We start from the raw sequence: 25,529 nt of genomic DNA, 5'->3' as shown, positions 1-25,529 counted from the left end.
TTTACCCAAAGGCCCGGGGTGCCGCGACGGCGGCGCTGCCAGGCACGGCTCAGCTGTGGCCCGGCGCCCGGTTCAGCAGATGCGTGCGCTGGTCGGCGCTCAGCGACAGGTAGCGCTCGTAGTGGCGCAGGATGTCGGCGATGACTTCCTCGCTGCGCAGGTACTGGATGTCGTGGCCCAGGCGTCCGTCCTCGAAGAACGTGATGGGCTCGTAGACATGGCGGCGCTCCTGCTCGTTGGCCGCCTCGCTCACCAGGAAGGTGGGCACCGTGCGGCGCGTGGCGCGCACGCCGTAGACGAAGTCGCGCAGCGAGGGATCGGGCACGGTCAGGCGCACGGCGCCTTCGCCGTCCAGGTCCTCGGTGACCACCGCCTCGACGCCGCGCTTGTGCATTTCGGCTGCCACCTCGTTCATGGCGGGCAGCACCACGCCGGCCAGGAACCTGCGCACATCGGCGCGCGAGGGCTGGTGCACGATCTGCTCCAGGCGCTTGCGCCAGTGCTGGCCGCTCCAGAAGCTGGTGGCCGGAGCCAGGTCGGGCGAGAAGTGCGCGCGGTCGGCCAGCAGGCCGCGCCACAGCCCGTAGCACAGCGCCAGCATGATGACGGCCACCGGCAGGGCCGCCACCAGGGTCATGGCCTGCAGCGCCTTGAGGCCGCCGGCCAGCATCAGCACCATGGCCGTCGCACCCAGCACGGCAGCCCAGAACAGCCGCTGCCAGACCGGCGAACGCGCATGGCCGCGCGAGGCGATGTTGTCCACCACGAAGGCCCCGGAGTCCGCCGAGGTGACGAAGAACACCGCGATGAGCACGATGGTGAGCCAGGCCACGGGCTTGAACCAGGGCAGGTACTCGAAGAAGCGGAACAGCAGCGCATCCACGTTCGAGGCCGTCTGCCCCAACGCGCCCATGGCCACGTGGGTGTCTATCCAGATGGCGCTGTTGCCGAAGGCCGTCATCCACAGCAGGTTGAAGGCCGTGGGCACCAGCAGCACGCCGGTCACGAACTGGCGGATGGTGCGCCCGCGCGAGATGCGCGCGATGAACATGCCCACGAAGGGCGACCAGGAGATCCACCAGGCCCAGTAGAGGATGGTCCAGCCGCCGAACCAGCCTTCCTGGCTGGGCGGCTCGTAGGCAAAGGTGCGGAACGACAGCTGCACCAGGCCAGACACGTAGTTGCCGATGTTCTCGCTCAGCGCCTCGAACAGGAAGACCGTGGGCCCGGCGACGATGACGAAGGCCAGCAGGATGAAGGCCAGCATGAGGTTGAACTCGCTCAGGCGCCGCACCCCTTTGTCCAGGCCCGAGACGGCCGACAGCCCGGCCAGGCAGACCACGATGACGATGACCGCGATGCGGAAAGCCGCCGCAGAGGTGTCCCAGCCCGTGAGGGTGTGCAGGCCGGCGGCCAGCTGCAGCGCGCCGTAGCCCAGCGTGGTGGCGATACCCGCGATGGTGCCCACCAGCGCGAAGGCATCCACGCTGTGGCCGATGGGGCCGTTGATGCGCTTGCCCAGCAGCGGGTACAGGCCCGAGCGCATGGTCAGCGGCAGGTTGTAGCGAAAGCCGAAGTAGGCCAGCACCAGGCCCATGGTCCCGTAAACGGCCCAGGCATGGAAGCCCCAGTGGAAGAAGGTGGACTGCAGGGCCTCGCGTGCGGCGGCCGGCGTGGAAGGCACGGCCGTGGGCGGCTTGAGGAAGTGCTGCAGCGGCTCGCCCACGCCGAAGTACATCAGGCCGATGCCCATGCCGGCGGCGAACAGCATGGCGGTCCAGGAGATGAAGCTGAACTCGGGCTCCGCATCATCGGGACCCAGGCGGATGTCGCCGAAGCGGCTGGACGCGACGAAGATCAGAAAGACCAGGAACAGCGTGACCGAGACGGCATAGAACCAGTCCATGTGCCCCACCACCCAGGCCTGGGCGCTGGAGAACAGCCGGTCGGCGCTGTCGGGCATGAAGCCGCAGTACAGCAGCAGCAGGCCCAGCACCAGCAGGGAAGGAATGACGACGGGGCCCGAGAACGTGATGCGCGGTGCAGGCTCTGCAGGCGATGGCGTGGCCGCCTGCGGCGCATCCGGTGGCGGAGCTGCCGGTGGCGCCGTGCGGGGATCGGTGTTCATGTCTGGCATAGACCCTCTCTCTCTTGTGATCAATGGTGTGCCCGGGAACCGATTCGCAATGGTGGCGGCCTTGCCCTTGTGGGGCGGGCCGCGTTCCCTGCTCGGGGTATGTCCGCCGGGCAAAGGCCGCAAGTATCGTGACTCTTCGCGTCTGCCCGCGTCGGACGCAGGCCCTGAAGGCTTCCGTTTTGCTGACGTGATGCCTTCAGGCCAGGTCAGCCGGCCAGCTTGGCCACCACGGCCGGGGCGATGACGCGGTGCGCCGGCGCCACGCCCAGCATGTAGATACGGCCCAGGGCATTGTGCACATGGACCACGGTGGACATGGCGGCGGTGAAGGTGGCGGACGGCGTGCCCTCGGGGCCGGGCAGCCGCATGAGGGAGACCTGCACGTCCAGGTGCCTGTCGCTGTCGCCCAGCACCACTTCGCTGTCGCTCAGGGCATGGACACGGAAGATGCCGGCGCGGTCGCCCACGCGGTAGCTCGATGGATGGCGCTGCGCATCGACGCCGCTGAGCGTGCCCAGGTCCTTGATGCCGAAGGGCGCCACCACGCGGTTGCGCAGGCGCATCAGAAAGTCGATCCAGCCCGGCGTGCGGCCCACGCAGCGCAGGTACAGCGCCATGGGGCTGCTGCCGTCGTCCGGCAATTGCAGCTGGTAGCTGTCGTGGAAATAGGCGGTCTTGAGGCGGTCCTGCAGGGCGCTGCCCGCGGGAACCGGGGAGAGGATGACTTGTGCCATGGAGCGGAGGGTGATGAAAAAAGGGGGCGGTCCTGCAGCCATCATAGGCCGCAGGGCCGCCCCCTTGTCAGGGCGCCATCAACGCTGCATCAGCGCTTGTCGCCCACCTTGATGCGGGCGTTGGGAACCTCGCCGAACATCTCGGGCGCATACAGCGCCTCCACCCGCGTGGGCGGCAGCGCGAAGTCGCCGGCATTGTTCAGCCGCACGGTGTACTCCACGCGCGTATTGCCCTTGGGCAGGTACTGGTAGTAGGCGCGGTAGGCCTCGAAGCTGCGCTCCTCATAGGCCAGCCAGCCCGCGCCTTCTGCGCGCTCGCCGCCCGAGGCGATCTCCGAGTCGCGCCCCAGACCGCCGCCCAGGATGGTGGCGCCCGTGGGCACGGGGTCGGTGATGGCCACCCAGGTCATGTCGGTGCGGGCCTGCACCTCCAGCGTGACGCGCAGCACGTCGCCGCGCGAGTACTGGCCTGCGGGCAGGCTCTTGTCGGCCTGCTCCACGGGCTTGACCGTGCGCGTGACGGTGTAGCCGGCACTGAACGGCGCCTTCAGCTGCACGGCCGCCACAGACTGCAGCGTGAGCCAGGGCTTGCCGGTGCCCTGCTGGGTCACCGTCAGCTGGCCCTTGCGGGCCTCGCCCACCGCGCTCCAGGGCAGGAACATGGTGTTGTTGCGCAGGCCGCCGACCACCGTGGTCGCGCCGAAGCTGGACGCCTGGTGCGCCGCGCCCTCGCTGTCGCTGGCGCGCATGCGCGTGACCTGGCTCCACTCCACGCGGGCCTGGGACGCGCCCAAAGCCGCCTGGGTGGCGCCCGTCACGGGCGTGGCCTCGAACTGCTGCGAGAAGCGCTGCAGTGCCAGCGCCCCCCACAGGTTGGCCGTGGTCGTGCCCCAGGCGCCATTGCTCTGGCGCGAGATGAAGCCGTTGGCCAGGCGCGGCAGCTCTTCCTTCCACGTCGGGTCGTCCATGTTGACCAGCATCAGGCGGGCCAGGTTGACCTCGGGGCCCTGCATCAGCCACCACCACTGGTCGTCCTGCTCGTTGCTGAAGGCCACGCGCGTGCCCTGGTAGCTCAGGCGGGCGCGCAGGATCTGCTGGGCCTGGGCCAGCTGCTGTTCGCGCTGGGGCAGCTCGCGCATGTGCTTGAGCAGGGCCACCCAGTCGATGACGGCATGCGTGGGCCAGTCGTTGGGCGCGATGGTGATGCTGTCGAGCATGCGCGGATTGGCGCGGCCCGTCAGCGCCAGCGCCTGGATGGCGGCCAGCTTGCGCATGTCCAGGTCCTTGCGCGGGCTCCAGAAGCTGCGCTGGATGCGGCCTTCGACGAAGGCGATCAGGCCGTTTTCCATGCGCTCGCGCTCGGCCGCCGGCAGCACGAAGCGCTTGTCCACGCCCTGCGCCAGTGCCGAGAGGTTGAGCAGGTGGGCCGTCAGCGTATCGCTGCCGCGGGCCGCACGGCCCGAGCCGTCGCCGGCCAGCGGGAAGTAGCTGGCCAGGCCGTCGCTGTCCAGGTAGCTGGGCAGCTGGCCCATGGTGGACTGCCACAGCGTGGCGTCACTCATGCCCACGGCCTTGCTGGTGACCTGCTCCAGGCAGCTGTAGGGATACCGCGCCCACCAGTCGCGCACGCCCGGCAGGCCTTCGGCCAGCTTGGGCGCCAGCGACATGCGCAGGCCGCCGCGGCCGGCCAGCGCGTCGGCCGGCAGCTGCACGGGCAGGTTGATGTTGCCATCGACCTGCATCAGCGTGCCCTGCTGCACCGTCAGCGGCACGGCCGGGATGATGCGCTGGCTGACTTTCAGCCTGTCGCTGGCGGGCTTGTCGCCACCCGCAGTGTCGCGGGCCTCGATCTCCCAGATCAGCGACTCGGCGCGGGTCTGGCCCAGCTGGGCCGGGGCGGTGACGTTCCAGCCCACCTCGCGCGCCTCGCCCGCGGGAATCTCCACGGTCTGCGCTGCCAGCTCCAGCAGCGTGGCGCGCGGCGTGACCTGCACCTTCATGGCCTTGGCCGAGGTGTTGCGCAGCGTGACCATGGCACGGAACTGGTCCTCCTCGCGCACCAGCGGCGGCAGGCCGCTGATGATCTGCAGGTCCTGGGCCGTGCGGATGGGCGCCTGGCCCGTGCCGAACATCGACACGCCATGGTCGGCCACCGCCACCACCTGGAAGGTGGTCAGCGAGTCGTTGAGCGGCACGCTGACCTGGGCCTTGCCCTGGGCATCGAGCACCACGCTCGGATTCCACAGCAGCAGCGTCTCGAACAGCTCGCGCGTCTGGCTGCGGCCACCGCCGCCGCCAGCGGCCACGGCCTTGCGGCCGTAGTGGCGCCTGCCGATCACCTCCATCTGCGCGGTCGAGGTCTGCACGCCCCACTCGCGGCGGCGCAGCATGGCGTCGGCCAGCTGCCAGCTGGTGTTGGGCATGAGCTCCAGCAGGGCCTGGTCCACGACCGCCAGCGCCACCTCGGCGCCAGCGGCGGGCTTGCCGTCGGGCAGCGTGGCGCTGATGGTGACCTTGGCGGTGCCGCGCACCTGGTAGCTGGCCTGGTCGGCCGTGACCTTGACGTCGATGCGGTGGGCCTTGGTGCCCACGCGGATCTCGGCCATGCCCAGGCGGTAGGCGGGCTTGGACAGATCGACCAGGGCCGTGGGCGCGATGTATTCCTTGCCCTCGTGCCAGAAGGCATTCCACCACTCGCGCGGCGCCTTGAAGCCCCAGGTGAAGAAGCTGTACCAGGGCACCTCGCGCAGCCGCCCGCGCAGGGCCAGCACGCTCACGTAGACGTTGGGCCCCCAGTCGGGCTGGACCTTCAGCTCCACGGTGGGGTTCTGGCCATTGAGCTGCATGACCTGGGTGCTGACGATGCCTTCGCGCTCCACGGCGACCAGGGCCGTCGCATAGCGGAAGGGCATGCGCACCTGAAAGCGCGCGGTCTCGCCGGGCTCGTAGCTGCGCTTTTCGGGCAGCACGTCCATGCGGTCATGGTCCTCGCCGCCGAACCACAGCTCGCCCTGGCGCGTGACCCAGACGCTGGAGGCGGCCTGGGCGGGCCGGCCGTCCTTGTCGGAGGCGGTGACGATCAGCTCGACCTCGCCGGGCTGCGACAGCTGGGCCTCGCACTGCACCATGCCCTGGGCATCGCTGTTGCCCGTGCACACCGTGCCCATGGATTGGAGCGCGGTCTGGTTGTCGTAGCTGTAAAAGCCCCCCACCAGGCGCTTGCGGCTGCTGGTGGTGACGCGGGAGATGGCCTCCACCTTGACCGGCACGCCGGCCTGGGGCTTGCCGTCCACGCCCAGCGCCAGCGCCTGGAACTGCAGCTTGCGGCCCGTGGTGATCCAGCTTTCGGCGCGCACGCCGGCCACGATGGCCGCGGGCCACAGCATCTGCGTGCTGCGCAGGGTCTGCACCTCGCCATTGGGGTCGGCATAGGTGGCCTCGATCAGCAGCTCGCGCGGCTCGCGCAGCTTGGGCAGGTTCTCGATCTTGAGCTTGCCCAGTCCTTCACGGTCCAGCGTCACGGGCAGCTTGTCGGCCACCACCTTGCTGTCCTGGGAGGCCGTGGCCTCCTCGTCATCGCTCTGGCCCGTGTCCTGGGCGCTGCGCGGTGCCGAGAAGCTGAAGCCCTGCCAGTCGCTGCGGTCCATCCAGGTGGAACGCACCAGGGCGGACACGCGCACCGGCAGGTTGGCGGCCGGGCCGCCGGAGACGTAGTTCACCTGCACCTGCACCGGCAGGCTGGAGACGCCGACCAGGGCCTGCTTGCCTTCGGGTCCCACACGGCCTTCGAGCACGGGCAGGCGGAATTCCTCGACACGGAAGCTGCCCGTGCCGAAGCGGTTGTTGCGCCCGCGCGAGCCGTTGCCCTCGCCGCGCAGCTCCACGGAGTACGAACCCAGCTTGGCGCCCTTGGGCACGGAGAAGCTGTTTTCCGCACTCAGGCCGCCCGTGCCCGTGGAACGCCACTGCAGCGGCTGCGTGTACTGCTGGCCGCTGCCTTCATGGGTGATGACCAGTTGCGTGGGCCGCTGCTCGGGCAGCGCAAAGCCGCCCTGCCCCTGGCCGATGCCGGTCTGGGTGCGCATCAGGTGCTTCATGGACACGGTCTCGCCGGCGCGCAGCAGCGTGCGGTCGAAGATGGTGTGGGCCACTTCGTCGCGCTGGGCGCTGCGGCTGGTGGGCACGTTGAAGCGCCAGGACTCGATGCCGCGCTGCCAGTCGCTCCAGGTGAAGGCCAGCTCCTGCTGGCCGTCCTTGCCCTGGGCGCGCGCGCTGACGAAGTAGGCCGGCGAGCGGTAGCCGACACCGCCCGTGCACTGGGGCGGCTCGGGCGACAGGCCGTCCAGGCGGGCCACGCCGCTGGCATCGGTGGTGGCCGAGGTCAGCACCTTGCCATTGCAGTCGGAGACCTGGACCCTGGCATTGGCCACGGCCTGGCCCTTGTCCAGCGTGGTGACCCAGGCGGCCGCGTTCTCGCGGCCAAGCTTGAAGTGCACGGACAGGTTGGTCACCAGGGCCGAGGTGCGCACATACATGCTGCGCGCCGAGCCGTAGCGCTCATCGAGCAGCGACTGCCCCAGCAGCGGCGAGGCGATCTCGACCACATGAAAGCCCGGCGTGAGCGGAATGCCCACCACCTCGAAGGGGCGCGGATCGCCCTTGACGGGCTTGGGCAGCTCCAGCGTCTTGACGTCGCCCTGGCCGGCCAGCAGCGACAGCATGCGCGTCTGCACATAGTCGCGGTTTTCGTTGTCGATCACGGGCGGCAGCGGGCCCTTGATGTCGCGCGAGGCGCGCTTGCGGTCCATGTCGGAGGACTCGTAGTCGGCCACGCGGCGCATCCAGGCGATGATCTCGGCATCGCTGCCGGGCTGCTTGGTGCTCACGCGGCTGGCATCCAGGGACCTGGTGGCCAGCTCGGACTCCACATTGCGCAGCGTCACGGGCAGCAGGGCCGGGCCGTCCGGGCCTTCGGCGTAGCGCTCGACGATGCCGAAGGGCGAGGCCGCGAACTTGGCCAGTGGCGGCAGCGCGCCCGTGGCCACCTGCAGCGGGAACATGTCGGCATTGCTCAGGCTGCGGCCTGCCGCGTCCTTGAACTGCGGAGGCAGCTCCACCGTGTAGCGCGCCTGGGCCTGCATGGTGGCCGGGAAGCTCAGGTTCTGCACCAGCGAATCCTCGCTGAGCTTTTCGCCGTATTCGCTGTCGATCACGGGCGCCACCTTGGAGGCGCCGCTGCTCAGGCGGATGCCCTCGGCCAGCTTGCGCGGCACGGGGGCATTGAAGCGCAGGCGCATGGGACGGATCGGCAGGCAGGCGGCCTGGGCGTTCTCGCGCTCGCAGCTGAACTCGGCGGCGAAGGGCTCGCGCACGCGGTACTCGAAGCGCTTGTCCTGGCGGCTGGCCACGCCGTTGGGCGTGGCAATGCCGGCGCCGAAGACCAGCTTCATGGTCGTGCCCGCCGTCAGGCGGCGGTTGCAGGCCAGCGTGGCGTACTGCAGCGGGTTCTTGGCAGCGGCCTTGTCCCAGCCGCGGTGCTTGAGCAGCTCGTCGCGCTCCTTGCCTTCGATCAGGCGCACGGGAATGCGCTCGCCCACGCCTTCGGCCGTGCACCACATGTGCTGCTGCAGGCTTTGCACGGTGGCCGGGCCCGACAGGCGCAGAGCGAAGTACTGCTCCTCGTCGATCTGTTCATAGGTGTCGGGTGCCATGTCCAGCACGGCCGGGCCGCCGGTCTGGAACTGGTAGCTGGCAGCGCCCGTCACGGCCGTGCCCGCAGGCGACTTGTAGCCGGCCACGAGCTGGGCCGTGCAGCGCACGCCGGGCGGCAGGGCCTGCTTGAAGTCGAACACCCATTCGCGGTCGCTGTTCCAGCGGCCCGTGCCCTGGGTGGCCGCCGCATCGCTGCAGCTGAGCGTGACCGGCGCGGCCGCCTTGGGGTCGCCAAAGCGCACGGCCGTGCCATCGAACTGCACCACCACCTGCTCGACCTTGGCCACCTCTCCCTGCGGGCTGAACTGGCGCACGCCCACGGCCTGCGCCGCCAGCGCCGCCGATCCCAGCAGCAGGCCCAAACCCCACCTGCCCCAGGGCCGGCCGTGCGCCGGCGGACTCTGGAACCCCTTGATCGCTGTCGTGCGAAGCACCCCCATGGCAATCCCTTCTGTCGGGCTCAGATGGCCCGGTGTTTTCTTGGAATGAGCAGGCTTTCAGCGCTGCGGCGCGCGCCGTGCACGGTGCACAGGCTGCAAATGAAAAGCCCTGCGCTGCGGCAGGGCTCGGCGGCAAGGGCTGCAACGAGGCAGATGCCCGCCGCCCGCATGCGCCGAATGCAGGGCCGCATCCGCTGCGGCTGAAAACCACTGCGCGGGATGATACCGGGCCGCATCCGCTGCAGGCCCTGCTGCGGGTGCCCGGAACCGGGTCTGCGGTGTATCCATCTGTAAGACATCGGCGCACAAGGGCGTCATATATGTCCGATCACAAGGATTCGCGCCACCCACTGCACCGTCAGCTCCGGCGATGGCCGTACCAAAACACAGCGCCTGCCGGCCGCGGAGGCTGTCGCCCCGCAGTCCGCCTGTCTTACTGCGGCTGGAAGCCGCTGGTCTGGATGATGCGTTTCCAGACCTGGGTATAGGCCTGCTCGCGCTCGGCCAGCTGGGCGGGCGGCATGTGGCCCACGGTCAGGCCCAGGGCGGTGAGCTGCTCGTGCACATCGGGCTGCTTGAGCACGGTGGCCACGGCGGCGGAGAAGCGGTCGATGAAGGCCTGGGGCGTGCCGCGCGGCGCGTAGATGCCGTAGTAGGGCGTGTCCTCGAAGCCCTTGACGCCCTGCTCGGCCAGCGTGGGCACTTCGGGCATGGTGGCCTGGCGGCGCGTGCCCAGCACGCCGATCACGCGCAGCTTGCCGGCCTTGTGGTTTTCCATGAAGTCCTGCACCGAGGCGATGCCGGCCGGGATCTGGTTGCCAAGCATGTCGGCCAGCATGGGCGCGCTGCCCCGGTAGGGCGCGGCCACCAGGTCCAGCCTGTAGTGCTCGCCCAGCAGCCTGACCAGGAATTCCGGCGTGGACGCGGGCGCGGGTATGCCGAGGCTGCCGCGCTTTGCGCCCTGGCGCACCCACTCCACATACTCGGCGAGGTTGCGCGCCGGCGTGCTGGCGGAGACCGCCAGCGCGTTCACGAAGGTGGCAAAGCCGGCCACGGGAACGAAGTCATGGGCCGGGTCGAAGCCCGGCTTCTTCACCACCTGGGGCAGGATGGAGATGGTGTGGTCATGCGTGAGGAACAGCGTGTGGCCATCGGCCGCAGCCGCCTTGAGCTGCTGCGCCGCGATCTGGCCGCCCGCGCCGGGGCGGTTGTCCACCAGCACCGTGGTGCCCAGCACGTCCTTGAGCCGGTCGGCCAGCAGGCGTGCGATGGCATCGGTGCCGCCGCCCGGCGGAAAGCCCACGAGGACGCGAATGGCCTGCCCCGGCTGGGCCCAGGCCAGCGGGGCCAGGGCGGACGAGGCGGCAACGGCGGTCACTGCGCCGGCGGCGCGCAGCGCCCCCGTCAGCAGTTGGCGGCGGGAGGATGTCATGGCGTGGCTCCGGCGAACGGGGGGATCAGCCCAGGCGCGCGTTCAGGCGTGCATTCAAGCGCGCCTGGTGGCCTGCCAGCTGCTTGCGCACCTGGGCCGGCGCCGTGCCGCCCAGGGTGTTGCGCGCATTGAGCGAGCCTTCCAGGCTGAGCGCCTCGAAGACATCGGCCTCGATGCCGGGATTGAAGGCCTGCAGTTCGGCCAGCGGCAGCTCGGTCAGGTCCACGCCCTTTTGCGAGGCCAGCTTGACGGCATGGGCCACGGTCTCGTGCGCGTCGCGGAAGGGCAGGCCCTTCTTGACCAGGTAGTCGGCCAGGTCGGTGGCCGTGGCGTAGCCCTTGAGCGCGGCGGCGCGCATGGCTTCGGCGTTGACGGTGATGCCGCCCTTCTTGCCGCCCGTGGCCGGGTCGGCCTGGCCGCCGATCATCTCGGCGAAGATGCGCAGCGTGTCCTTCAGGGTGTCCACCGTGTCGAACAGCGGCTCCTTGTCTTCCTGGTTGTCCTTGTTGTAGGCCAGGGGCTGGCCCTTCATCAGGGTGATCAGGCCCATCAGGTGGCCGACCACGCGGCCGGTCTTGCCGCGCGCCAGTTCGGGCACGTCGGGGTTCTTCTTCTGCGGCATGATCGACGAGCCGGTGGTGAAGCGGTCGGCGATGCGGATGAAGCCGAAGTTCTGGCTCATCCAGATGATCAGCTCTTCGGACAGGCGGCTCACGTGCACCATGCACAGGCTGGCGGCCGAGGTGAATTCGATGGCGAAGTCGCGGTCGCTGACGCCGTCCAGCGAGTTCTGGCAGACGCCTTCCATGCCCAGCGTGCGGGCCACGCGCTCGCGGTCCAGCGGGTAGGTGGTGCCGGCCAGGGCGGCGCTGCCCAGCGGCAGCACGTTGACGCGGCGGCGCAGGTCCAGCATGCGCTCGGCATCGCGCTTGAACATTTCCACATAGGCCAGCAGGTGGTGGGCAAAGCTCACGGGCTGGGCCACCTGCAGGTGGGTGAAGCCGGGCAGGATCACGTCCACGTTCTTCTCGGCCACTTCGACCAGGGACAGCTGCAGCTCGCCCAGCAGGCCTTCGATGAGGTCGATCTCGCCGCGCAGCCACAGGCGCACGTCGGTGGCCACCTGGTCGTTGCGGCTGCGGCCCGTGTGCAGGCGCTTGCCGGCGTCGCCCACCAGCTGGGTCAGGCGGGCCTCGATGTTCAGGTGCACGTCTTCTAGGTCGAGCTTCCACTCGAACTGGCCGGACTCGATTTCCTGCGTGATCTGCGCCATGCCCTTGCGGATGGCTTCATGGTCGGCGGCGGCGATGATGCCCTGGGCCGCCAGCATCTCGGCATGCGCCAGGCTGCCCGTGATGTCGGCCTGCCACAGGCGCTTGTCGAAGAACACGCTGGAGGTATAGCGCTTGACCAGATCGCTCATCGGCTCTTCGAAGAGAGCGGACCAGGCCTGGGCCTTGGTATCGAGCTGGTTGTGCGAGGCGGACGTTGGTTGATTGGCAGACATGTGAGGACGCGATCTTCGATGGGGCTGTGCAGGCAGCGCAGGCGGCGGGCGGCATCGCCCCCCGGCGCAGGCAGGAAGCGAAGATTCTATCGACCTGGGCGGCGCCACGCCCGTGCAGGGGCCTACACGGGCCTGCATGGGCGTGCATGGGTGTGCATGGGCGGTGTGACCGCTGTGCAGGCCCGCCCGGCATGACCATAATCCGGGCATGCGGCGCGAACCCCACCCGCCGAAACACTACCTGCCGCCCCTTGCCGACCCAGCCAACCCCCACCACTGCCCCCCCGCCCCTGCCTGCGGCGCTGGTCTTTGACGCCTGCAACGTAGGCGTGGTGCTGCGCGCCGTGCTGTTTGTGCAGGCCGTGGTGGCAACGGCCTCGATGTTCGGCGCCGACTCGCCCCTGCAGTGGCTGCAGGGCATGGCCCTGCTGACCGGCGCCTGCCTGCCCGGCACGCTGGTCTGGCTGGTGGCCGCCTGCCTGCTCAAGCACCCGCTGCAGCGGCTGCCCGCCTCCGGCCAGTACGCGGCCGGCGTGCTGCTGGGCATGGCGGCCGGGCTGTATGCCTGCGCCATGCTGCACCTGGCCGGCGGCACCAGCGCCCCCTGGCTGGCCAGCGCCGTGTCCGGCGGACTGCTGGCAGCCCTGCTGGTCGCAGCCCTGGTGCTGCGCGCACGCGGCCACGCACCCGCCGACACGCAGGCGCGGCTGGCCGAGCTGCAGTCGCGCATACGCCCGCATTTCCTGTTCAACACGCTCAACAGCGCCATCGCCCTGGTGCGCGCCGAGCCCGCCAAGGCCGAGGCCCTGCTGGAGGACCTCAGCGACCTGTTCCGCTATGCGCTGGCCGAGCCGCACAGCACGACCACGCTGGCCGAGGAGATCGAGCTGGCCCAGCGCTACCTGGCCATCGAGCAGGTGCGCTTTGGCGAACGGCTGCAGGTGCGCTGGCAACTGGACCCTGCCGCCCACGGCGCCCTGCTGCCGCCGCTGCTGCTGCAGCCGCTGGTGGAAAACGCCATACGCCATGGCGTGGAGCCCAGCGCACGCGGCGGCAAGCTGCAGGTGCGCACCGAGCGCCGTGGCGATCTGGTGGAGGTGCGCATCACCAACACCCTGCCCTCCGAGATCGATTCCGCCAGCGCAGCCGGCACGCGCGGCAACGGCATTGCGCTGGCCAATGTGCGCGCCCGGCTGTCGCTGCTGCACGACCTGCAGGCCCACCTCACGGCGCGCACGCTCAACGGGCATTTCGTGGTGCGCATCAGCCTGCCGCTGGCACCGCCTGCCAGCCAACCCACGAAGGCTTTATCGAAGAAGAAGCACCATGCACATCCTGATCGTTGACGACGAAGCCCTGGCCCGCGCGCGGCTGCGCACCCTGCTGGCCGACGTGCAGGCATGCACGGGCAGCGGCCCGCACCAGGTCAGCGAGGCGGCGGACGCCCGCCAGGCCATGGCCGTGCTGCAGGCGCCGGGCCCGCGCCCCGTGGAGCTGGCACTGCTGGACATCCACATGCCCGGCCAGGACGGCCTGGCCCTGGCCCATATGCTGCGCCGCCTGCCGCTGCCGCCTGCCGTGGTCTTCGTCACCGCCCATGCCGGCCACGCGGTCGAGGCCTTCGACCTGGATGCTGCCGACTACCTGACCAAGCCCGTGCGCCGCGAACGCCTGCAGCAGGCCCTGGCCAAGGCCGCGCGCACGGCCGCGCACCAGACGGCCGAACGCGACAGCGGCCCCGTGCTGCTGATACAGGACCGGGGCGCCACCGTGCGCCTGCCCCTGTCGGAGGTGCTCTATCTCAAGGCCGAACAGAAATACGTGACCGTGCGCACCGTGGGCCGCAGCTACATCCTCGACGGCGCCCTGGCCGAACTGGAGGCCCGCCACGCCGACCACCTGCTGCGCGTGCACCGCAACGCGCTGGTGGCCCGCAGCGCCCTGCGCGCCCTGGAACGCCACGACGACCCCACCGAAGGCGAAGGCTGGGCCCTGCGCCTGCACGGCATCCCCGAACTGCTCATGGTCTCGCGCCGCCAGCTCCCCCAGGTCCGCGCCGCCATCCGCGACGAAGGACAGCCCGGCTGAGGCGCAGGGCTCAAGGAGCCCGGCCCAAGACAGCCCCCGCGTCAGAAAGCACGCCCGCAACACAAGCATGGCCCAACGCGAGGGACACCGAGCAAGGGCCTATGCCGGCCGCGCCGCCCCGCAGCGAGGGTGTCGTCCCCCTCGGGGGGAAGGCGCGCAGCGCCTCAGGGGGCTACATTTTTCTAGACAGATCCCACATCGCATCCACCAGCAGATCGATGTCCCGCGCGTCATGCCACAGGTGCGTGGACACGCGCACGCCGTAGTGGTCTGCCGCCGCGCCGATCACGGGGAAGTTGGAGTTGCGGATCACGAAGCCCTGCGGATAGTCGCTGAGCATGCGCGCCACGAAGGTCGAGGACTTGGTCCCGTTCATCACGTCGTCCTTGTTCTGGAACGGGTTGAAGCAGGTCAGCGCCGACAACAGCTTGGGATCGTCCTTGGGCGAGTACAGCGAGTCCACGCCCCAGCGCTCGACGATCTTTTCCTTGAGGTAGGACGACAGCGTCAGGTCATAGGTCTCGATCTTCTTGCGGCCGATGCTGTCCCACTGCGCGCAGGCCTGGGCCAGCGCCATGAACATGGGCGTGTGCACGCTGCCGCAGGAGGTGACCGAGGCGGCGATGTCGTAGGTCTCCTTGGCCGTGGTCGTGCGCTCCAGCGCCGGGTAGGCGCTGGTGTGCACCGGGTACCACTTGGGCAGGGGCAGCGGGTTGGAGGCGCGGATCTTGTTGCGGATGATGAGGATGCCCGTGGAGCCCGGGCCGCACTGCCACTTGTGGCCCGCGCCCGACATGAAGTCCATGCCCAGCTCCGCATAGTTGTAGGCCATCATGCCCGGCAGGTGGGCGCCGTCCACGATGCTGATCAGGCCGTGCGCCTTGACCACGCCCATCAGGTCGGCAATGGGCAGCATGGTGCCGGTCTTGTAGGTGGGAGAGGACCACATCATGGCGCGCACGCGCTTGCCCTGGGCCTTGAGCGCGCGGATGCGCTCGTCGAACAGGTTCACGTAGGTGGCGGCCGTCTGGTTGTTGCCCACGGGCAGCGCAATGCGCGAGACCTCGATGCCGTAGCGGTCCTGGGCGATCTTCAGCGGCGTGTCGCCGCCGCCGTGCTCGTGGTTGGTGGTCACCACCACGTCGCCACGCTGCCAGTCGATGCCCAGGATGGCGTGGCACATGCCCGAGGAGGTGTTGGCCGAGAAGGCCAGCTCGTCGGCATCCACGCCAAAGCCCGGCGCCACCTGCTTGCGCAGGTCCAGCAGGTTGCTGTAGCCGTTGCCCGAGTCGGCGGCCTTCTTGCGGTTTTCGGTATCGAACACATCGAGCACCAGCTTGGGCATGGAGCCCGCCGTGCCGATGTTCATGTAGGTCTTCTCGGGCTTGAGGATGAACATGCTCTGCACGTCGGTCCAGAAGGCCTCGTCACGCATGAGCTGCTCGCGCAGCGCAGCGGCCGAGGTCTGGGCATTGCCGCTGCCGCAGGCAGCCAGCAGCGGGCCCAGCGTGGCTGCGCCGGTGCCGTAGCCCAGCATGCGCAGGAAGTCGCGGCGCTTGGAAGTCCAGCGCGCGGGATAGCCGGATTCGCCGGCGGCCGCAGTGGCGGTCAGGGATGTGGCCTGCTCGGCCGCGATCTGGGGGTGTCGTGCGTTCATGCGGTCCTCCTGTCGTTGCGCAAGCGGTCAGCGGCGGCCGACGATGGCCGAGATTTCGATCTTCACATCGCGCGGCAGGCGCGCCACCTCCACCGTGGCCCGAGCGGGGGCGCCGGTCTTGAAGTACTCGCCATAGACCTTGTTCATGGCGGCGAACTCGTTGAGGTCCTTCATGAAGACCGAGGTGGACAGCACATCCTCATAGCCCAGTCCCTGGGACTTGAGCTTGGCGCCGATGTGGTCCAGCACGGCGCGCGTCTGCTCCTCGATGGTCGTGCCCTGGATGGCCGTGCCCTGCGCGTTCAGCGGCAGCACGCCCGAGAAGTAGATCGTGTTGCCATGCGCCACCATCTGCGAATACGGGCCGATGGCCGGATAGATCTGCGTGGTGGACAGCACCTCGCGCTTGTGGGGCGCGGCGCAGCCCGCCAGCGTCGCTACCGCCGCCGCCACACCGCATGCCAGCGCCACGCGCCGCAGGTTCGATCGAATATCCATGGTATTGCCTTTCTGAAACAAGAATACAAACTGCCACTGCCGTGCCGCGCATTACTGCAACGGCGCCCCGGAAACACTTCGTCACCATTTAATTGGGTCATCGAAGGCGACATGAATCATTGACACAAAATGATTCGAATCAGTGATTTCACGGAGAAATTCTAGGCAGGGATCTGGAGCATTCGATAATGAATTTTCCCCTACGCACCACTACGCAGGACCGCTTGCGCAGTGCTACGCAGCAGGATAACTCTCTTCTGAAACAACGGCTTGGCACGGAACCTGCTCAACCGTAGCCAGGCATGTCAGACAGATGAGGGACGGCGCACCACAATACGGCAAAACCATTATTCAAGACCCCAAAAAGGGGACAACGCACCAAGAAAATGCATATCGGATTCCCTATGTCAATGGGATATTCTTTCGTGCGCGAAATATATTATCCATGGCATTTTCCTTGGGATATTCAAATTCTTTTTCCTGCGCGCGTGGATATGCAGCGCGCACAGGCCATTGGCAGATACGACGCCCGCCATTCAAGGTCCGATGCCGGGCCCCGGCGCCATGCGCGCAAGCCCTGTTGACAAGGTCCGTGCACTGGGCGGAAAAGATCGTCGGTGCACCCCACACAGGCTCCCATGCAACTTCCGCTGAAACTTGCGCTTCTGTCGATTGCCGCCATCGCGCTGGCCCTGGGCCTGGTCGCGGTGACCGTGCAACACCAGACACTGGAGCTGGCCCGCCAGGAACGAGAGCTGGTCGAGACCGCCTACCTGCACAGCAAGGAGACCGAGCTGCGGCACTACGTGCAGCTGGCGACCACGGCGCTGGCGCGCATCCAGTCCAGCGGCGAGGAGCCATCCGTGCAGCGGCGCCAGGCGCTGGATACGCTGGCGCGCATGCAGTTCGGCGAGGACGGTTACTTCTTTGTCTACGACGAACACGGCAACGTGCTGCTGGATGCACGGCAGATGGGCCTGTCGGGCGTGGACCTGTGCGATCCCAACAGCCCGGGCGGCGCAGGGCCCGCCAGGATCATCCTGGATGCCGCGCGCAGCGGCGGCGGCCTGGTGCGCTACCAGTGGCAAAAGCCGTCCTCGCTGCGTACCGAGGCCAAGCTCGCCTACGTGGCCACGGTCCCCGAATGGGGCTGGTCGCTGGGCACGGGCCTGTACCTGGACGATGTGGAGCAGGCGCTGCGCCAGATCGACGAAAGCGCCCAGGCCAATATCGCGGCCACGCGCTGGCGCATCTTCGGCATTGCGGCGCTGTGCATCGTGCTCATCGGCGTGGCGGGGCTGGCGTTCAATCTCAGCGACCACCGCGTGTCCAGCACCAAGCTGCAGCGCCTGGCCCAGCGCGTGGTGCATTCGCAGGAGGAAGAACGCACGCGCGTGGCGCGCGACCTGCATGACGGGGTGGTCCAGGTGCTGGTCTCGTCCAAGTTCCTGCTGGAGACGGCCCAGGCCCAGCTCAGGCGCCTGGCCGCACAGGACCCGGCCACGGCCCAGCGCATGGTGGACCAGGGACTGGAGCAGCTCAACCACGCGCTGGTGGAGATACGGCGCGTCTCCCACGGCCTGCGCCCCGCCCTGCTGGACGACCTGGGCCTGGCCCCGGCCCTGGCACTGATGAGCCAGCAGATGCAGGCCGAGGACGGCCTGCGCATGCAGTTCGGCTGCCGGGGCGAGACCCGCTTTCTGCCGCCCAGCCACGCCACGGCCCTGTTCCGCGTGGCCCAGGAGGCCGTGACGAATGCGCAAAACCATGCGCAGGCCACGCGCATCGACGTCAGCCTGCACTTTCAGCGCCGCCGCGTGGTGCTGCAGGTCAGCGACGACGGCCAGGGCTTCGACATGCGCCGCGTGCAGCGCGACCGCCAGGGCGGCATCGGCCTGCGCAACATGCGCGAGCGCATCGAGGGCCTGGGCGGCCATCTGAGCATCAGCTCGGGCGCCCGGGGCACCCGGCTGGTCGCCGTGCTCTACCGCAGCGGCGGCATGCCGCTGTCTCCCTCACCGGAATTCGAACTCCCACAGGCCGCTGCATGAACCCCATGATCCGCATCCTCCTGGTGGACGACCACCCTCTTGTGCGCGACGGCGTGTCCATGCGCCTGCAGGCCACCGACCATATCCGTGTCGTGGGCGAGGCCGCCAGCGTGGACCAGGCCGTGCCGCTGGCGCGCGAGCTGTCGCCCGACCTGGTGGTGACCGACATCCGCATGCCGGGCGCCAGCGGCATCGACCTGGCCGCGCTGTTCCGCGATCAGTTCCCCCTGGTGCGCGTGCTGGTGCTGTCCATGCACGAGGACCCCGAATACGTGCGCCGCGCCGTGGCACTGGGCGCACGCGGCTATGTGCTCAAGGATGCGCCGGCGCAGCAGCTCATCGAGGCCATAGACCGGGTCTACGCGGGCGGCCTGTATTTCAGCCCTGGCCTGCAGCCCGTGGTCGAGGACGACGGCGCCGGTGCCGGCCCCCGGCGCGCCCTCACGCCGCGCGAGGCCAGCGTGCTGCAGTGGATCTCGGAGGGCCGCTCCAACAAGGAGATTGCGGCACTGATGGGCACCTCGGTGCGCACCGTGGAAACCCACCGGCTGCACCTGCGCCGCAAGCTGCGCATCGACGGCCATGCGGCCTTCATCAAGTACGCCGTGGACTATGCCGACCTGCTGGGCAGCACGCCCGTGCAAGCAGGTGCGGGATAGCCTGAAACGCCGCCCGCTCAGTGCGCGTGCGCCGCGCGGCTGACCACGGTGACCAGCACGATGCCCAGCATCAGCCAGCCCACCTGGGCCACGGTCTCGCGCGCGCTCAGGCGCTTTTGCAGCTGGGGAATCAGGTCGGCCAGCGCCACGTAGATGAAGCTGCTGGAGGCCACGGCCAGGAAGTACGGCAGCAGCTCCTGCAGCTGGCCGACCAGGAAATAGCCGCCAATGCCGCCCAGCGTGGTCACGGCCCCGGCCATGGACACCTTGATCAGGGCCACGCGCCGGTTGGAGCTGGACTGGCGCAGCACCACGATGTCGCCCATGTGGTGCGGCACCTCGTGGGCCAGCACCGACACCGCCGCGATCAGCCCCAGGCGCATGTCGGCCATGAAGGCGGAGGCGATCAGCACGCCATCGCCGAAGCAGTGCACGCTGTCGCCGGTCAGCACCGCCCAGCCGCCGTGGCGGTGGCCATGATGGTGGCCATGGGAATGGTCATGGGCGTGGCCCTGGTGATCGTGATGCTCGTGGTGATCGTGCTCATGGGCCGGCGGCGCGCCGTGCTCATGCCCGTGGTGCCACAGCTCGGCCTTGGACAGCAGGAAAAAGAACACCAGGCCCACCAGCAGCGTGACGAACAGGTCGTGCGCGCCGGCCTCGCTCTCGAAGGCTTCGGGCAAGAGGTGCATGAAGGCCGTGGCCAGCAGCGCGCCCGCCGCCAGGCTCAACAGCCGCTGCGGCATCATGCCCGGCGAGCGGTTGCCTCCCAGCCCCATCAACAACGCGGCCACCCAGACGCTGCCAATACCGGCGGCCAGGGTGGCCAGAATGATTGCTACCAATGTCATAGCGATTTGTGCTTCAACCGTATGCCCTTGCAGGCGAAACCCGCGAATTCTCGCAGAAAGACCGGCCCCATCGCAGCCGTGGCCTGCGATCCCATGAAGGAAGCAGGCCACGGTGTCGGGTACCCTCGGTTTCAGCCTACAGAAGCTGTCAAGCCCCCCTGCGCGAATAAAGTTGAAAGCTAGTCAGCAATACCTTAAAAACTGGCGCGTCCTCATACCAGGGACACCGAGGAAGGGCCGCCCCGCACCGAGGGTGTCGTCCCCCTCCCGCGAAGCGAGAGAGGGGGAAGCGGCGCAGCCGCTCAGGGGGTCACCCCATGCTTGTTGAACCAGGCCAGCATTTTCTGCCAACCGTCGCGCGCAGCCTGCTCGCGGTAGCTGGGCCGGTAGTCGGCATGGAAGGCGTGTGGCGCCTCCGGGTAGATCACGAACTCCGAGGCCTTGGCCGCTGCCGAGCCCTGCTTGAGTGCCTCGCGCATGCGCTCCACGGATTCCAGCGGAATGCCCGTGTCCTGCCCGCCATACAGGCCCAGCACCGGCGCCTTGAGGCTGGAGACCAGCTCCAGCGGATGGCGTGGCTGCAGCGCGGTCTTGGCGCCTTCCAGCCGGCCGTACCAGGCCACGCCGGCCTTGACCGGGCCATGGGTCGCATACAGCCAGGTGATGCGCCCGCCCCAGCAAAAGCCCGTGATGGCCACGCGCGCCGTATCGCCGCCCTGGGTGCCCGCCCATTGCACGGCGCCGTCCAGGTCGGCCATGACCTGTTCGTCGGGCACCTTGGAGACCAGCTCGCTCATGAGCTTGGCGATCTCGGTATAGGTCTTGGGATCGCCCTGGCGCGCATACAGATCGGGGGCGATGGCCAGGTAGCCGGCACGCGCCAGGCGGCGGCAGGTGTCGGCAATGTATTCGTGCACGCCGAAGATCTCGGAGATCACCAGCACCACGGGCACATTCTTCTTGCCGGCGGGCGCGGCGCGGTAGGCCGGCACCTTGAAGCCGTTCACGGTGAAATGCACCTCGCCGGCCGTCAGGCCGTCGGCCGGCGTGGAGATGGCGGTCTGCGCCATCAGCGGCGTGGCCGCTGCGGCATAGCCCAGGCCCAGGGCCGTCTGCAATGCCAGGCGCCGCGTGGGCCCCTCTTCGCTGCTGCGCCCCGGAACCAGGGCCTTCAGGTCTTGCTGCTGATCGTCACGCATGCATCTCTCCTTGGTGGTGGTTGAGAACCGGCCAAGTCTACGATGCGCGCGTGAAGCTCAATGTGCCTTGTCCCAGTTGGGGCCGACGCCCACTTCGGCGAGCAAGGGAACCTTCAGCTCCGCCACGCCGGCCATCAGGCGCGGGATCTCGGTGCGCACCCAGTCCGACTCGCCTTCGGGCAGCTCGAACACCAGTTCGTCGTGCACCTGCATGATGACGCGGACCTCGGACTGCCTGGCATCGAGCTCGGCCTGCACCGCCACCATGGCCTTCTTGATCAGGTCGGCCGCCGTGCCCTGCATGGGCGCGTTGATGGCCTGCCGTTCGGCCGCCTTCTTGCGCGGGCCGCTGCCGCCGTTGATGTCCACCAGGTACAGGCGGCGGCCGAAGACGGTTTCCACGTAGCCGTGGTCGCGCGCGAATTCCACCGTCTCGTCCATGTAGCGCTTGACGCCTGGATAGCGCTGGAAATAGCGGTCGATGTAGGCGGCCGCGGCCTTGGTCTCTATGCCCAGGTTCTTGGCCAGGCCAAAGCTGCTCATGCCGTAGATCAGCCCGAAGTTGATGACCTTGGCATAGCGGCGCTGCTCGCTGCTGACCTGCTCCAGCTCCACGTTGAAGACTTCCGATGCCGTGGCCCGGTGCACGTCGCGGCCTTCGTGGAAGGCGCGCAGCAGCGACTCGTCGCCCGACAGGTGGGCCATGATGCGCAGCTCGATCTGCGAGTAGTCGGCGCTGGCGATCACATGGCCGGGCGCGGCAATGAAGGCCTCGCGCACGCGCCGGCCTTCGGGCGTGCGGATGGGGATGTTCTGCAGGTTGGGGTCGTTGCTGGACAGGCGCCCCGTCACGGCCACGGCCTGGGCGTAGTGCGTGTGCACCCGGCCCGTGCGCGGCAGCGCCAGCTGGGCCAGCTTGTCGGTATAGGTGCCCTTGAGCTTGGACAGGCTGCGGTGCTCCAGCAGCTTGGCGGGCAGCGGATAGTCCTCGGCCAGCTTCTCCAGCACCTCTTCGTCGGTGCTGCGTGCGCCGGTGGCCGTCTTCTTGACCACGGGCATGCCCAGCTTGTCGAAGAAGATTTCGCCGAGCTGCTTGGGGCTGGCCAGGTTGAAGGGCTGGCCCGCGATGTCGTAGGCCTCCTGCTCCAGCTGCACGATGCGCTGGCCCAGGTCGTTGCTCTGCCTGGCCAGCGTGGCGGCATCGATGAGCACGCCGTTGCGCTCTATGCGGAACAGGGCCTCGCTGGTGGCGATCTCCAGCTCGTAGACGCCGCGCAGGCCGTCGTTGGCCTGCAGCTGCGGCCACAGCACGCGGTGCACGTCCAGGGTCTGGTCGGCATCCTCGCAGGCATAGGCGGCAGCCTTGTCCACGGGCACCTGGGCGAACGGGATCTGGTGGGCGCCCTTGCCGCACAGGTCTTCATAGCTGATGCCCGTGCGGTTGGTGTGGCGCAGCGCCAGGCTGGCCAGGCCGTGCGGGCGGTGCACCTCCAGCACATAGCTTTGCAGCATGGTGTCGTGCACATAACCGTGCACCTCGATGCCGGCATTGGCGAAGACATGGCGGTCGTACTTGACGTGCTGGCCCAGCTTGGGCCGGGCCGCATCCTCCAGCCAGGGCTTGAGGCGCTGCAGCACCTCGTCGGCCGGCAGTTGCTCGGGCGCATCGGGGCCGGCATGGCGCAGGGGGATGTAGGCAGCGGCGCCGGGCTCCACGCTCAGCGAGATGCCGACGATCTCGGCACGCATCTCGTCCAGCGAGGTGGTTTCGGTATCCAGGGCCGTGAGTTCGGCGGCGTTGATCTTGGCCAGCCACTGGTCGAACGCTTCCCAGGTCAGCACCACGTCATAGTCCAGCGCACGCTGCTGGACGGCCTCGGCCTCGGTGGTGGCGTCGTCGGATTCGGCCTGCTCCTGGGCAAACATGTCGCCCGTGGACTGGTCGGCACGCGGCTTGGCCGCTGGCTTGCGGCCGGCCTTGACGGCTTGCAGCGCATCGGGCTCGGGCGCGGCACCGCCGAGCATGCGTGCCAGCCCCTTGAAGCCGTAGCGCTCATAGAACTCGCGCAGCGGCGCGGTATCGGGCTCGCGCGGAGCCAGCGCGTCGAGCACGGGCAGGGTGGGCACTTCGGCGCTCAGGTCGCAGTCGGTCTTCATGGTGACCAGCTGGCGGCTCAGCGCCAGCTGGCCCGAGGCGATGGCATCGCGCAGGTTCTGGCCAGCCACGCCCTTGATGCCGTCGGCCGCAGCGATCAGGCCGTCGAGCGAGCCGTGCTCGGCCAGCCACTTGACGGCCGTCTTGGGGCCGACCTTGGCAACGCCGGGCACGTTGTCCACGGCATCGCCGACCAGCGCCTGGTAGTCGATCATCTGCGCAGGCGGCACGCCGAACTCGGCCGTCACGCCGGCCACGTCGCGGCGCTTGCCGCTCATGGTGTCCATCACCATGATGTGGGGATCCACCAGCTGGGACAGGTCCTTGTCTCCACTGGAGATGACCACGTTCACGCCCTGGGCGGCGGCCGTCTTGGCCAGGGTGCCGATCACGTCGTCGGCCTCCACGCCCTGGATGGCCAGCACGGGCCAGCCCATCAGGCGGACCACTTCGTGGATGGGCTCGATCTGCGAGCGCAGATCATCGGGCATGGGCGAGCGGTGCGCCTTGTATTCGGGATAGAGCGCATCGCGGAAGGTGGGGCCGCTGGCGTCGAACACGCAGACCGCGTAGTCGGCCGCCACTTCCTTGCGGATCGCCTGGAGCATGTTGATCATGCCGCGGATGGCGCCCGTGGCGGGGCTTTCCGGGTTGCCGGGCTCGGCGCGCAGATCCGGCATGGCGTGGTAGGCGCGGTAGAGGTAGCTGGAGCCGTCGATCAGCACCAGGGTCTTGGAATTGCTCATGCGCCGATTGTGCACGCGCCGGCAGGGGGACAGGGCGGGACAGGGCCCGCCGCAAGACCTACAATGGAGCCCATGCGCGCCGCTCCACTTCTCATCCTCCTGAGCCTGGCCGCCAGCCCCGTGCTGGCCCAGAACCCCACGCCTGCCCCGGCTGCCTCCACCGCCCCCGCGGCGGCGACCGCCGGGCAGACCGCGCCGGACACGGCCAGGCCCGAGGCCCGCGACCGAAGCAACCAGCGCGTGGAACGCATCCATGTGGAAGACGAAGGCAGCCGCGTTGACGAACTGCGCGTGGGCGGCCAGACCCGAAGCATCACCGTGCAGCCCAAGGTCGGCGACATGCCCTCCTATGAGGTGCAGTCCAACGACGGCGCCCGCTCCTCGCGCAACCGCGGCGATGGCGACGGCACCAACGGCACTCGCGTCTGGAACCTCAAGAAGTTCTGATCCTCACCGGACTGTCCGGGCCCCGGGCCCGGCGGCATCCCAGGGGGCAGCACCTGACGGCGCTGCCCTCTTTCCATATCTGACGACAACGATTTCCGCCGAGCCGCGCTGGCCGGCAATGCAAACATGGCCGTTTTCACCGAAGTCTCCGACAAAGATGCGCGCGAGCTGCTGCGCCGCATGTCCCTGGGTTCCTTCAAGGAGCTGCGCGGCATCCAGGGCGGCATAGAGAACACCAACTACTTTCTCACCACCGAGCAGGGCGAGTGGGTGCTGACGCTGTTCGAGCGCCTGACGGCCGAGCAACTGCCCTTCTACCTGTACCTGATGAAGCATCTGGCGCAGGCCGGCATTCCCGTGCCCGACCCTCAGGCCGAGACGCGCAGCGGCGACATCCTGCTGCGCGTGTGCGGCAAGCCCGCCTCCATCGTCAACCGCCTGCCCGGCAGGAGCGAGCTGACCCCCCAGCCCGCACACTGCGCCGCCGTGGGCGAGATGCTGGCGCGCATGCACCTGGCCGGCCGAGACTACGATCGCCAGCAGCCCAATCTGCGCGGCCTGCCCTGGTGGAACGAGACCGTGCCCACGGTGATCCCGCACATCGACGCACCCACCGCCGACCTGCTGCGCTCCGAACTGGCCTTCCAGAACCATGTGGCCGCCTCGCCCGCCTATGCGGCCCTGCCGCGCGGCCCCGTGCATGCCGACCTGTTCCGCGACAACGTGATGTTCGAGGGCGAGCGCCTGACCGGCTTCTTCGATTTCTACTTCGCAGGCGTGGACAGCTGGCTGTTCGACCTGGCAGTGTGCCTCAACGACTGGTGCATCGAACACGCCACAGGCGCCCATGACGCGGCCAAGGCCAAGGCCATGATCGATGCCTACCAGTCCGTGCGCCCCCTGACCGCCGCCGAGCGAGAACTGTTCAACCCCATGCTGCGCGCGGGCGCGCTGCGCTTTTGGATCTCCCGCCTGTGGGATTTCCACCTGCCGCGCGAGGCCTCCATGCTCGTTCCCCACGATCCCACGCATTTCGAGCGCGTGCTGCGCCAGCGCCTGGCCCGCCCCGTGGCGCTGGACTGACGTCCCAGGCCGGCCACGACGCGGCTGCCGGAGGGCTTTGCGGTCCACGGGCCGCGCTTCCTCGGGTACAGTCCCCGTTCGGGCGCCAGCGGCGCGGCCCATGCCAGAGGCCATGCCCCATCCAGGCGCCCCG

16 protein-coding genes are annotated in these 25,529 nt (G+C 68.8%); 6 read left to right on the top strand and 10 right to left on the bottom strand.

The window, feature by feature from the left end; all coding sequences use genetic code 11:
• Positions 1–49: 49 nt before the first annotated feature.
• The 5 genes from ACRSCF_RS06705 to argH all read right to left on the bottom strand — a co-directional run bounded on the left by ACRSCF_RS06705 (position 50) and on the right by argH (position 11,962).
• Entirely contained in the window at positions 50–2,137 is a 2,088-nt protein-coding gene (locus ACRSCF_RS06705) for a BCCT family transporter (protein ID WP_026062436.1), read from the bottom strand.
• A gap of 206 nt (positions 2,138–2,343) precedes the next feature.
• Positions 2,344–2,871, bottom strand: coding sequence for a DUF2867 domain-containing protein (locus tag ACRSCF_RS06700; protein WP_034366360.1), 528 nt, complete (start codon positions 2,869–2,871; stop codon positions 2,344–2,346).
• An 89-nt stretch (positions 2,872–2,960) separates the two neighbouring features.
• Complete coding sequence (locus ACRSCF_RS06695; RefSeq protein WP_244387884.1) at positions 2,961–9,023, bottom strand: alpha-2-macroglobulin family protein; 6,063 nt, start codon at positions 9,021–9,023, stop codon at positions 2,961–2,963.
• A gap of 433 nt (positions 9,024–9,456) precedes the next feature.
• A complete protein-coding gene (locus ACRSCF_RS06690) occupies positions 9,457–10,455 on the bottom strand; it encodes a Bug family tripartite tricarboxylate transporter substrate binding protein (RefSeq protein WP_034366327.1) in 999 nt (332 codons plus the stop codon).
• 25 nt (positions 10,456–10,480) lie between these two features.
• Positions 10,481–11,962, bottom strand: coding sequence for an argininosuccinate lyase (argH, locus tag ACRSCF_RS06685; protein ID WP_016445811.1), 1,482 nt, complete (start codon positions 11,960–11,962; stop codon positions 10,481–10,483).
• Positions 11,963–12,153: 191 nt separating this feature from the next.
• On the opposite strand from argH, the gene ACRSCF_RS06680 reads away from it, so the two are divergent.
• Positions 12,154–13,308 carry a sensor histidine kinase gene (locus ACRSCF_RS06680; protein ID WP_026062438.1) on the top strand — a complete coding sequence of 385 codons (1,155 nt, stop codon included), beginning with the start codon at positions 12,154–12,156 and terminating at the stop codon, positions 13,306–13,308.
• Positions 13,289–14,050, top strand: a complete 762-nt coding sequence (locus tag ACRSCF_RS06675) for a LytR/AlgR family response regulator transcription factor (protein ID WP_034366324.1) — start codon at positions 13,289–13,291, stop codon at positions 14,048–14,050. Before ACRSCF_RS06680 ends, ACRSCF_RS06675 begins: the two co-directional genes overlap by 20 nt.
• Before the next feature lie 172 nt (positions 14,051–14,222).
• On the opposite strand, the gene ACRSCF_RS06670 is transcribed toward ACRSCF_RS06675, so the two are convergent.
• Entirely contained in the window at positions 14,223–15,707 is a 1,485-nt protein-coding gene (locus ACRSCF_RS06670; RefSeq protein ID WP_016445808.1) for an aminotransferase class V-fold PLP-dependent enzyme, read from the bottom strand.
• 27 nt (positions 15,708–15,734) lie between these two features.
• Positions 15,735–16,205 carry a Rid family detoxifying hydrolase gene (locus ACRSCF_RS06665; RefSeq protein WP_016445807.1) on the bottom strand — a complete coding sequence of 157 codons (471 nt, stop codon included), beginning with the start codon at positions 16,203–16,205 and terminating at the stop codon, positions 15,735–15,737.
• A gap of 638 nt (positions 16,206–16,843) precedes the next feature.
• Here ACRSCF_RS06665 and ACRSCF_RS06660 point away from each other — a divergent pair.
• Both ACRSCF_RS06660 and ACRSCF_RS06655 read left to right on the top strand, forming a co-directional pair.
• Positions 16,844–18,256: a cache domain-containing protein gene (locus ACRSCF_RS06660; RefSeq protein WP_016445806.1), complete on the top strand. Its 1,413-nt coding sequence runs from the start codon at positions 16,844–16,846 to the stop codon at positions 18,254–18,256.
• Positions 18,253–18,915, top strand: a complete 663-nt coding sequence (locus ACRSCF_RS06655) for a response regulator (RefSeq protein WP_034366318.1) — start codon at positions 18,253–18,255, stop codon at positions 18,913–18,915. Before ACRSCF_RS06660 ends, ACRSCF_RS06655 begins: the two co-directional genes overlap by 4 nt.
• 17 nt (positions 18,916–18,932) lie before the next feature.
• Here ACRSCF_RS06655 and ACRSCF_RS06650 read toward each other — a convergent pair whose 3' ends face one another.
• From ACRSCF_RS06650 to polA, 3 genes are all read right to left on the bottom strand, one after another.
• Complete coding sequence (locus tag ACRSCF_RS06650) at positions 18,933–19,766, bottom strand: ZIP family metal transporter (RefSeq protein WP_016445804.1); 834 nt, start codon at positions 19,764–19,766, stop codon at positions 18,933–18,935.
• A gap of 302 nt (positions 19,767–20,068) precedes the next feature.
• Entirely contained in the window at positions 20,069–20,965 is an 897-nt protein-coding gene (locus ACRSCF_RS06645) for a dienelactone hydrolase family protein (protein ID WP_016445803.1), read from the bottom strand.
• Between the two features lie 57 nt (positions 20,966–21,022).
• On the bottom strand, positions 21,023–23,866 hold the full coding sequence (gene polA / locus ACRSCF_RS06640; RefSeq protein WP_034366316.1) for a DNA polymerase I: 2,844 nt from the start codon (positions 23,864–23,866) through the stop codon (positions 21,023–21,025).
• 72 nt (positions 23,867–23,938) lie between these two features.
• On the opposite strand from polA, the gene ACRSCF_RS06635 reads away from it, so the two are divergent.
• Positions 23,939–24,313 (top strand): hypothetical protein, encoded by a 375-nt coding sequence (locus ACRSCF_RS06635; protein WP_016451118.1) that lies wholly within the window; start codon positions 23,939–23,941, stop codon positions 24,311–24,313.
• 126 nt (positions 24,314–24,439) lie between these two features.
• Positions 24,440–25,396: a homoserine kinase gene (locus ACRSCF_RS06630; protein WP_061287392.1), complete on the top strand. Its 957-nt coding sequence runs from the start codon at positions 24,440–24,442 to the stop codon at positions 25,394–25,396.
• Positions 25,397–25,529: the final 133 nt, after the last annotated feature.

This window comes from Delftia sp. 11MD (genome assembly GCF_050907895.1).
GTDB classification, from domain to species: Bacteria; Pseudomonadota; Gammaproteobacteria; order Burkholderiales; family Burkholderiaceae_C; genus Comamonas; species Comamonas tsuruhatensis.
The sequence above is the reverse complement of the archived record's forward strand: the minus strand, read 5'-3'. Positions and strand labels throughout refer to the sequence as shown.

What these genes read in the sequence shown, in the direction of transcription:
- ACRSCF_RS06630 (WP_061287392.1), top strand. Translation starts at nt 24,440, where the DNA reads ATGGCCGTTTTCACCGAAGTCTCCGACAAAGATGCGCGCGAGCTGCTG.
- ACRSCF_RS06665 (WP_016445807.1), bottom strand. Translation starts at nt 16,205, where the DNA reads ATGGATATTCGATCGAACCTGCGGCGCGTGGCGCTGGCATGCGGTGTG.
- polA (WP_034366316.1), bottom strand. Translation starts at nt 23,866, where the DNA reads ATGAGCAATTCCAAGACCCTGGTGCTGATCGACGGCTCCAGCTACCTC.
- ACRSCF_RS06645 (WP_016445803.1), bottom strand. Translation starts at nt 20,965, where the DNA reads ATGCGTGACGATCAGCAGCAAGACCTGAAGGCCCTGGTTCCGGGGCGC.
- ACRSCF_RS06655 (WP_034366318.1), top strand. Translation starts at nt 18,253, where the DNA reads ATGAACCCCATGATCCGCATCCTCCTGGTGGACGACCACCCTCTTGTG.
- ACRSCF_RS06635 (WP_016451118.1), top strand. Translation starts at nt 23,939, where the DNA reads ATGCGCGCCGCTCCACTTCTCATCCTCCTGAGCCTGGCCGCCAGCCCC.
- argH (WP_016445811.1), bottom strand. Translation starts at nt 11,962, where the DNA reads ATGTCTGCCAATCAACCAACGTCCGCCTCGCACAACCAGCTCGATACC.
- ACRSCF_RS06675 (WP_034366324.1), top strand. Translation starts at nt 13,289, where the DNA reads ATGCACATCCTGATCGTTGACGACGAAGCCCTGGCCCGCGCGCGGCTG.
- ACRSCF_RS06650 (WP_016445804.1), bottom strand. Translation starts at nt 19,766, where the DNA reads ATGACATTGGTAGCAATCATTCTGGCCACCCTGGCCGCCGGTATTGGC.
- ACRSCF_RS06700 (WP_034366360.1), bottom strand. Translation starts at nt 2,871, where the DNA reads ATGGCACAAGTCATCCTCTCCCCGGTTCCCGCGGGCAGCGCCCTGCAG.
- ACRSCF_RS06660 (WP_016445806.1), top strand. Translation starts at nt 16,844, where the DNA reads ATGCAACTTCCGCTGAAACTTGCGCTTCTGTCGATTGCCGCCATCGCG.
- ACRSCF_RS06670 (WP_016445808.1), bottom strand. Translation starts at nt 15,707, where the DNA reads ATGAACGCACGACACCCCCAGATCGCGGCCGAGCAGGCCACATCCCTG.
- ACRSCF_RS06705 (WP_026062436.1), bottom strand. Translation starts at nt 2,137, where the DNA reads ATGCCAGACATGAACACCGATCCCCGCACGGCGCCACCGGCAGCTCCG.
- ACRSCF_RS06695 (WP_244387884.1), bottom strand. Translation starts at nt 9,023, where the DNA reads ATGGGGGTGCTTCGCACGACAGCGATCAAGGGGTTCCAGAGTCCGCCG.
- ACRSCF_RS06690 (WP_034366327.1), bottom strand. Translation starts at nt 10,455, where the DNA reads ATGACATCCTCCCGCCGCCAACTGCTGACGGGGGCGCTGCGCGCCGCC.
- ACRSCF_RS06680 (WP_026062438.1), top strand. Translation starts at nt 12,154, where the DNA reads ATGACCATAATCCGGGCATGCGGCGCGAACCCCACCCGCCGAAACACT.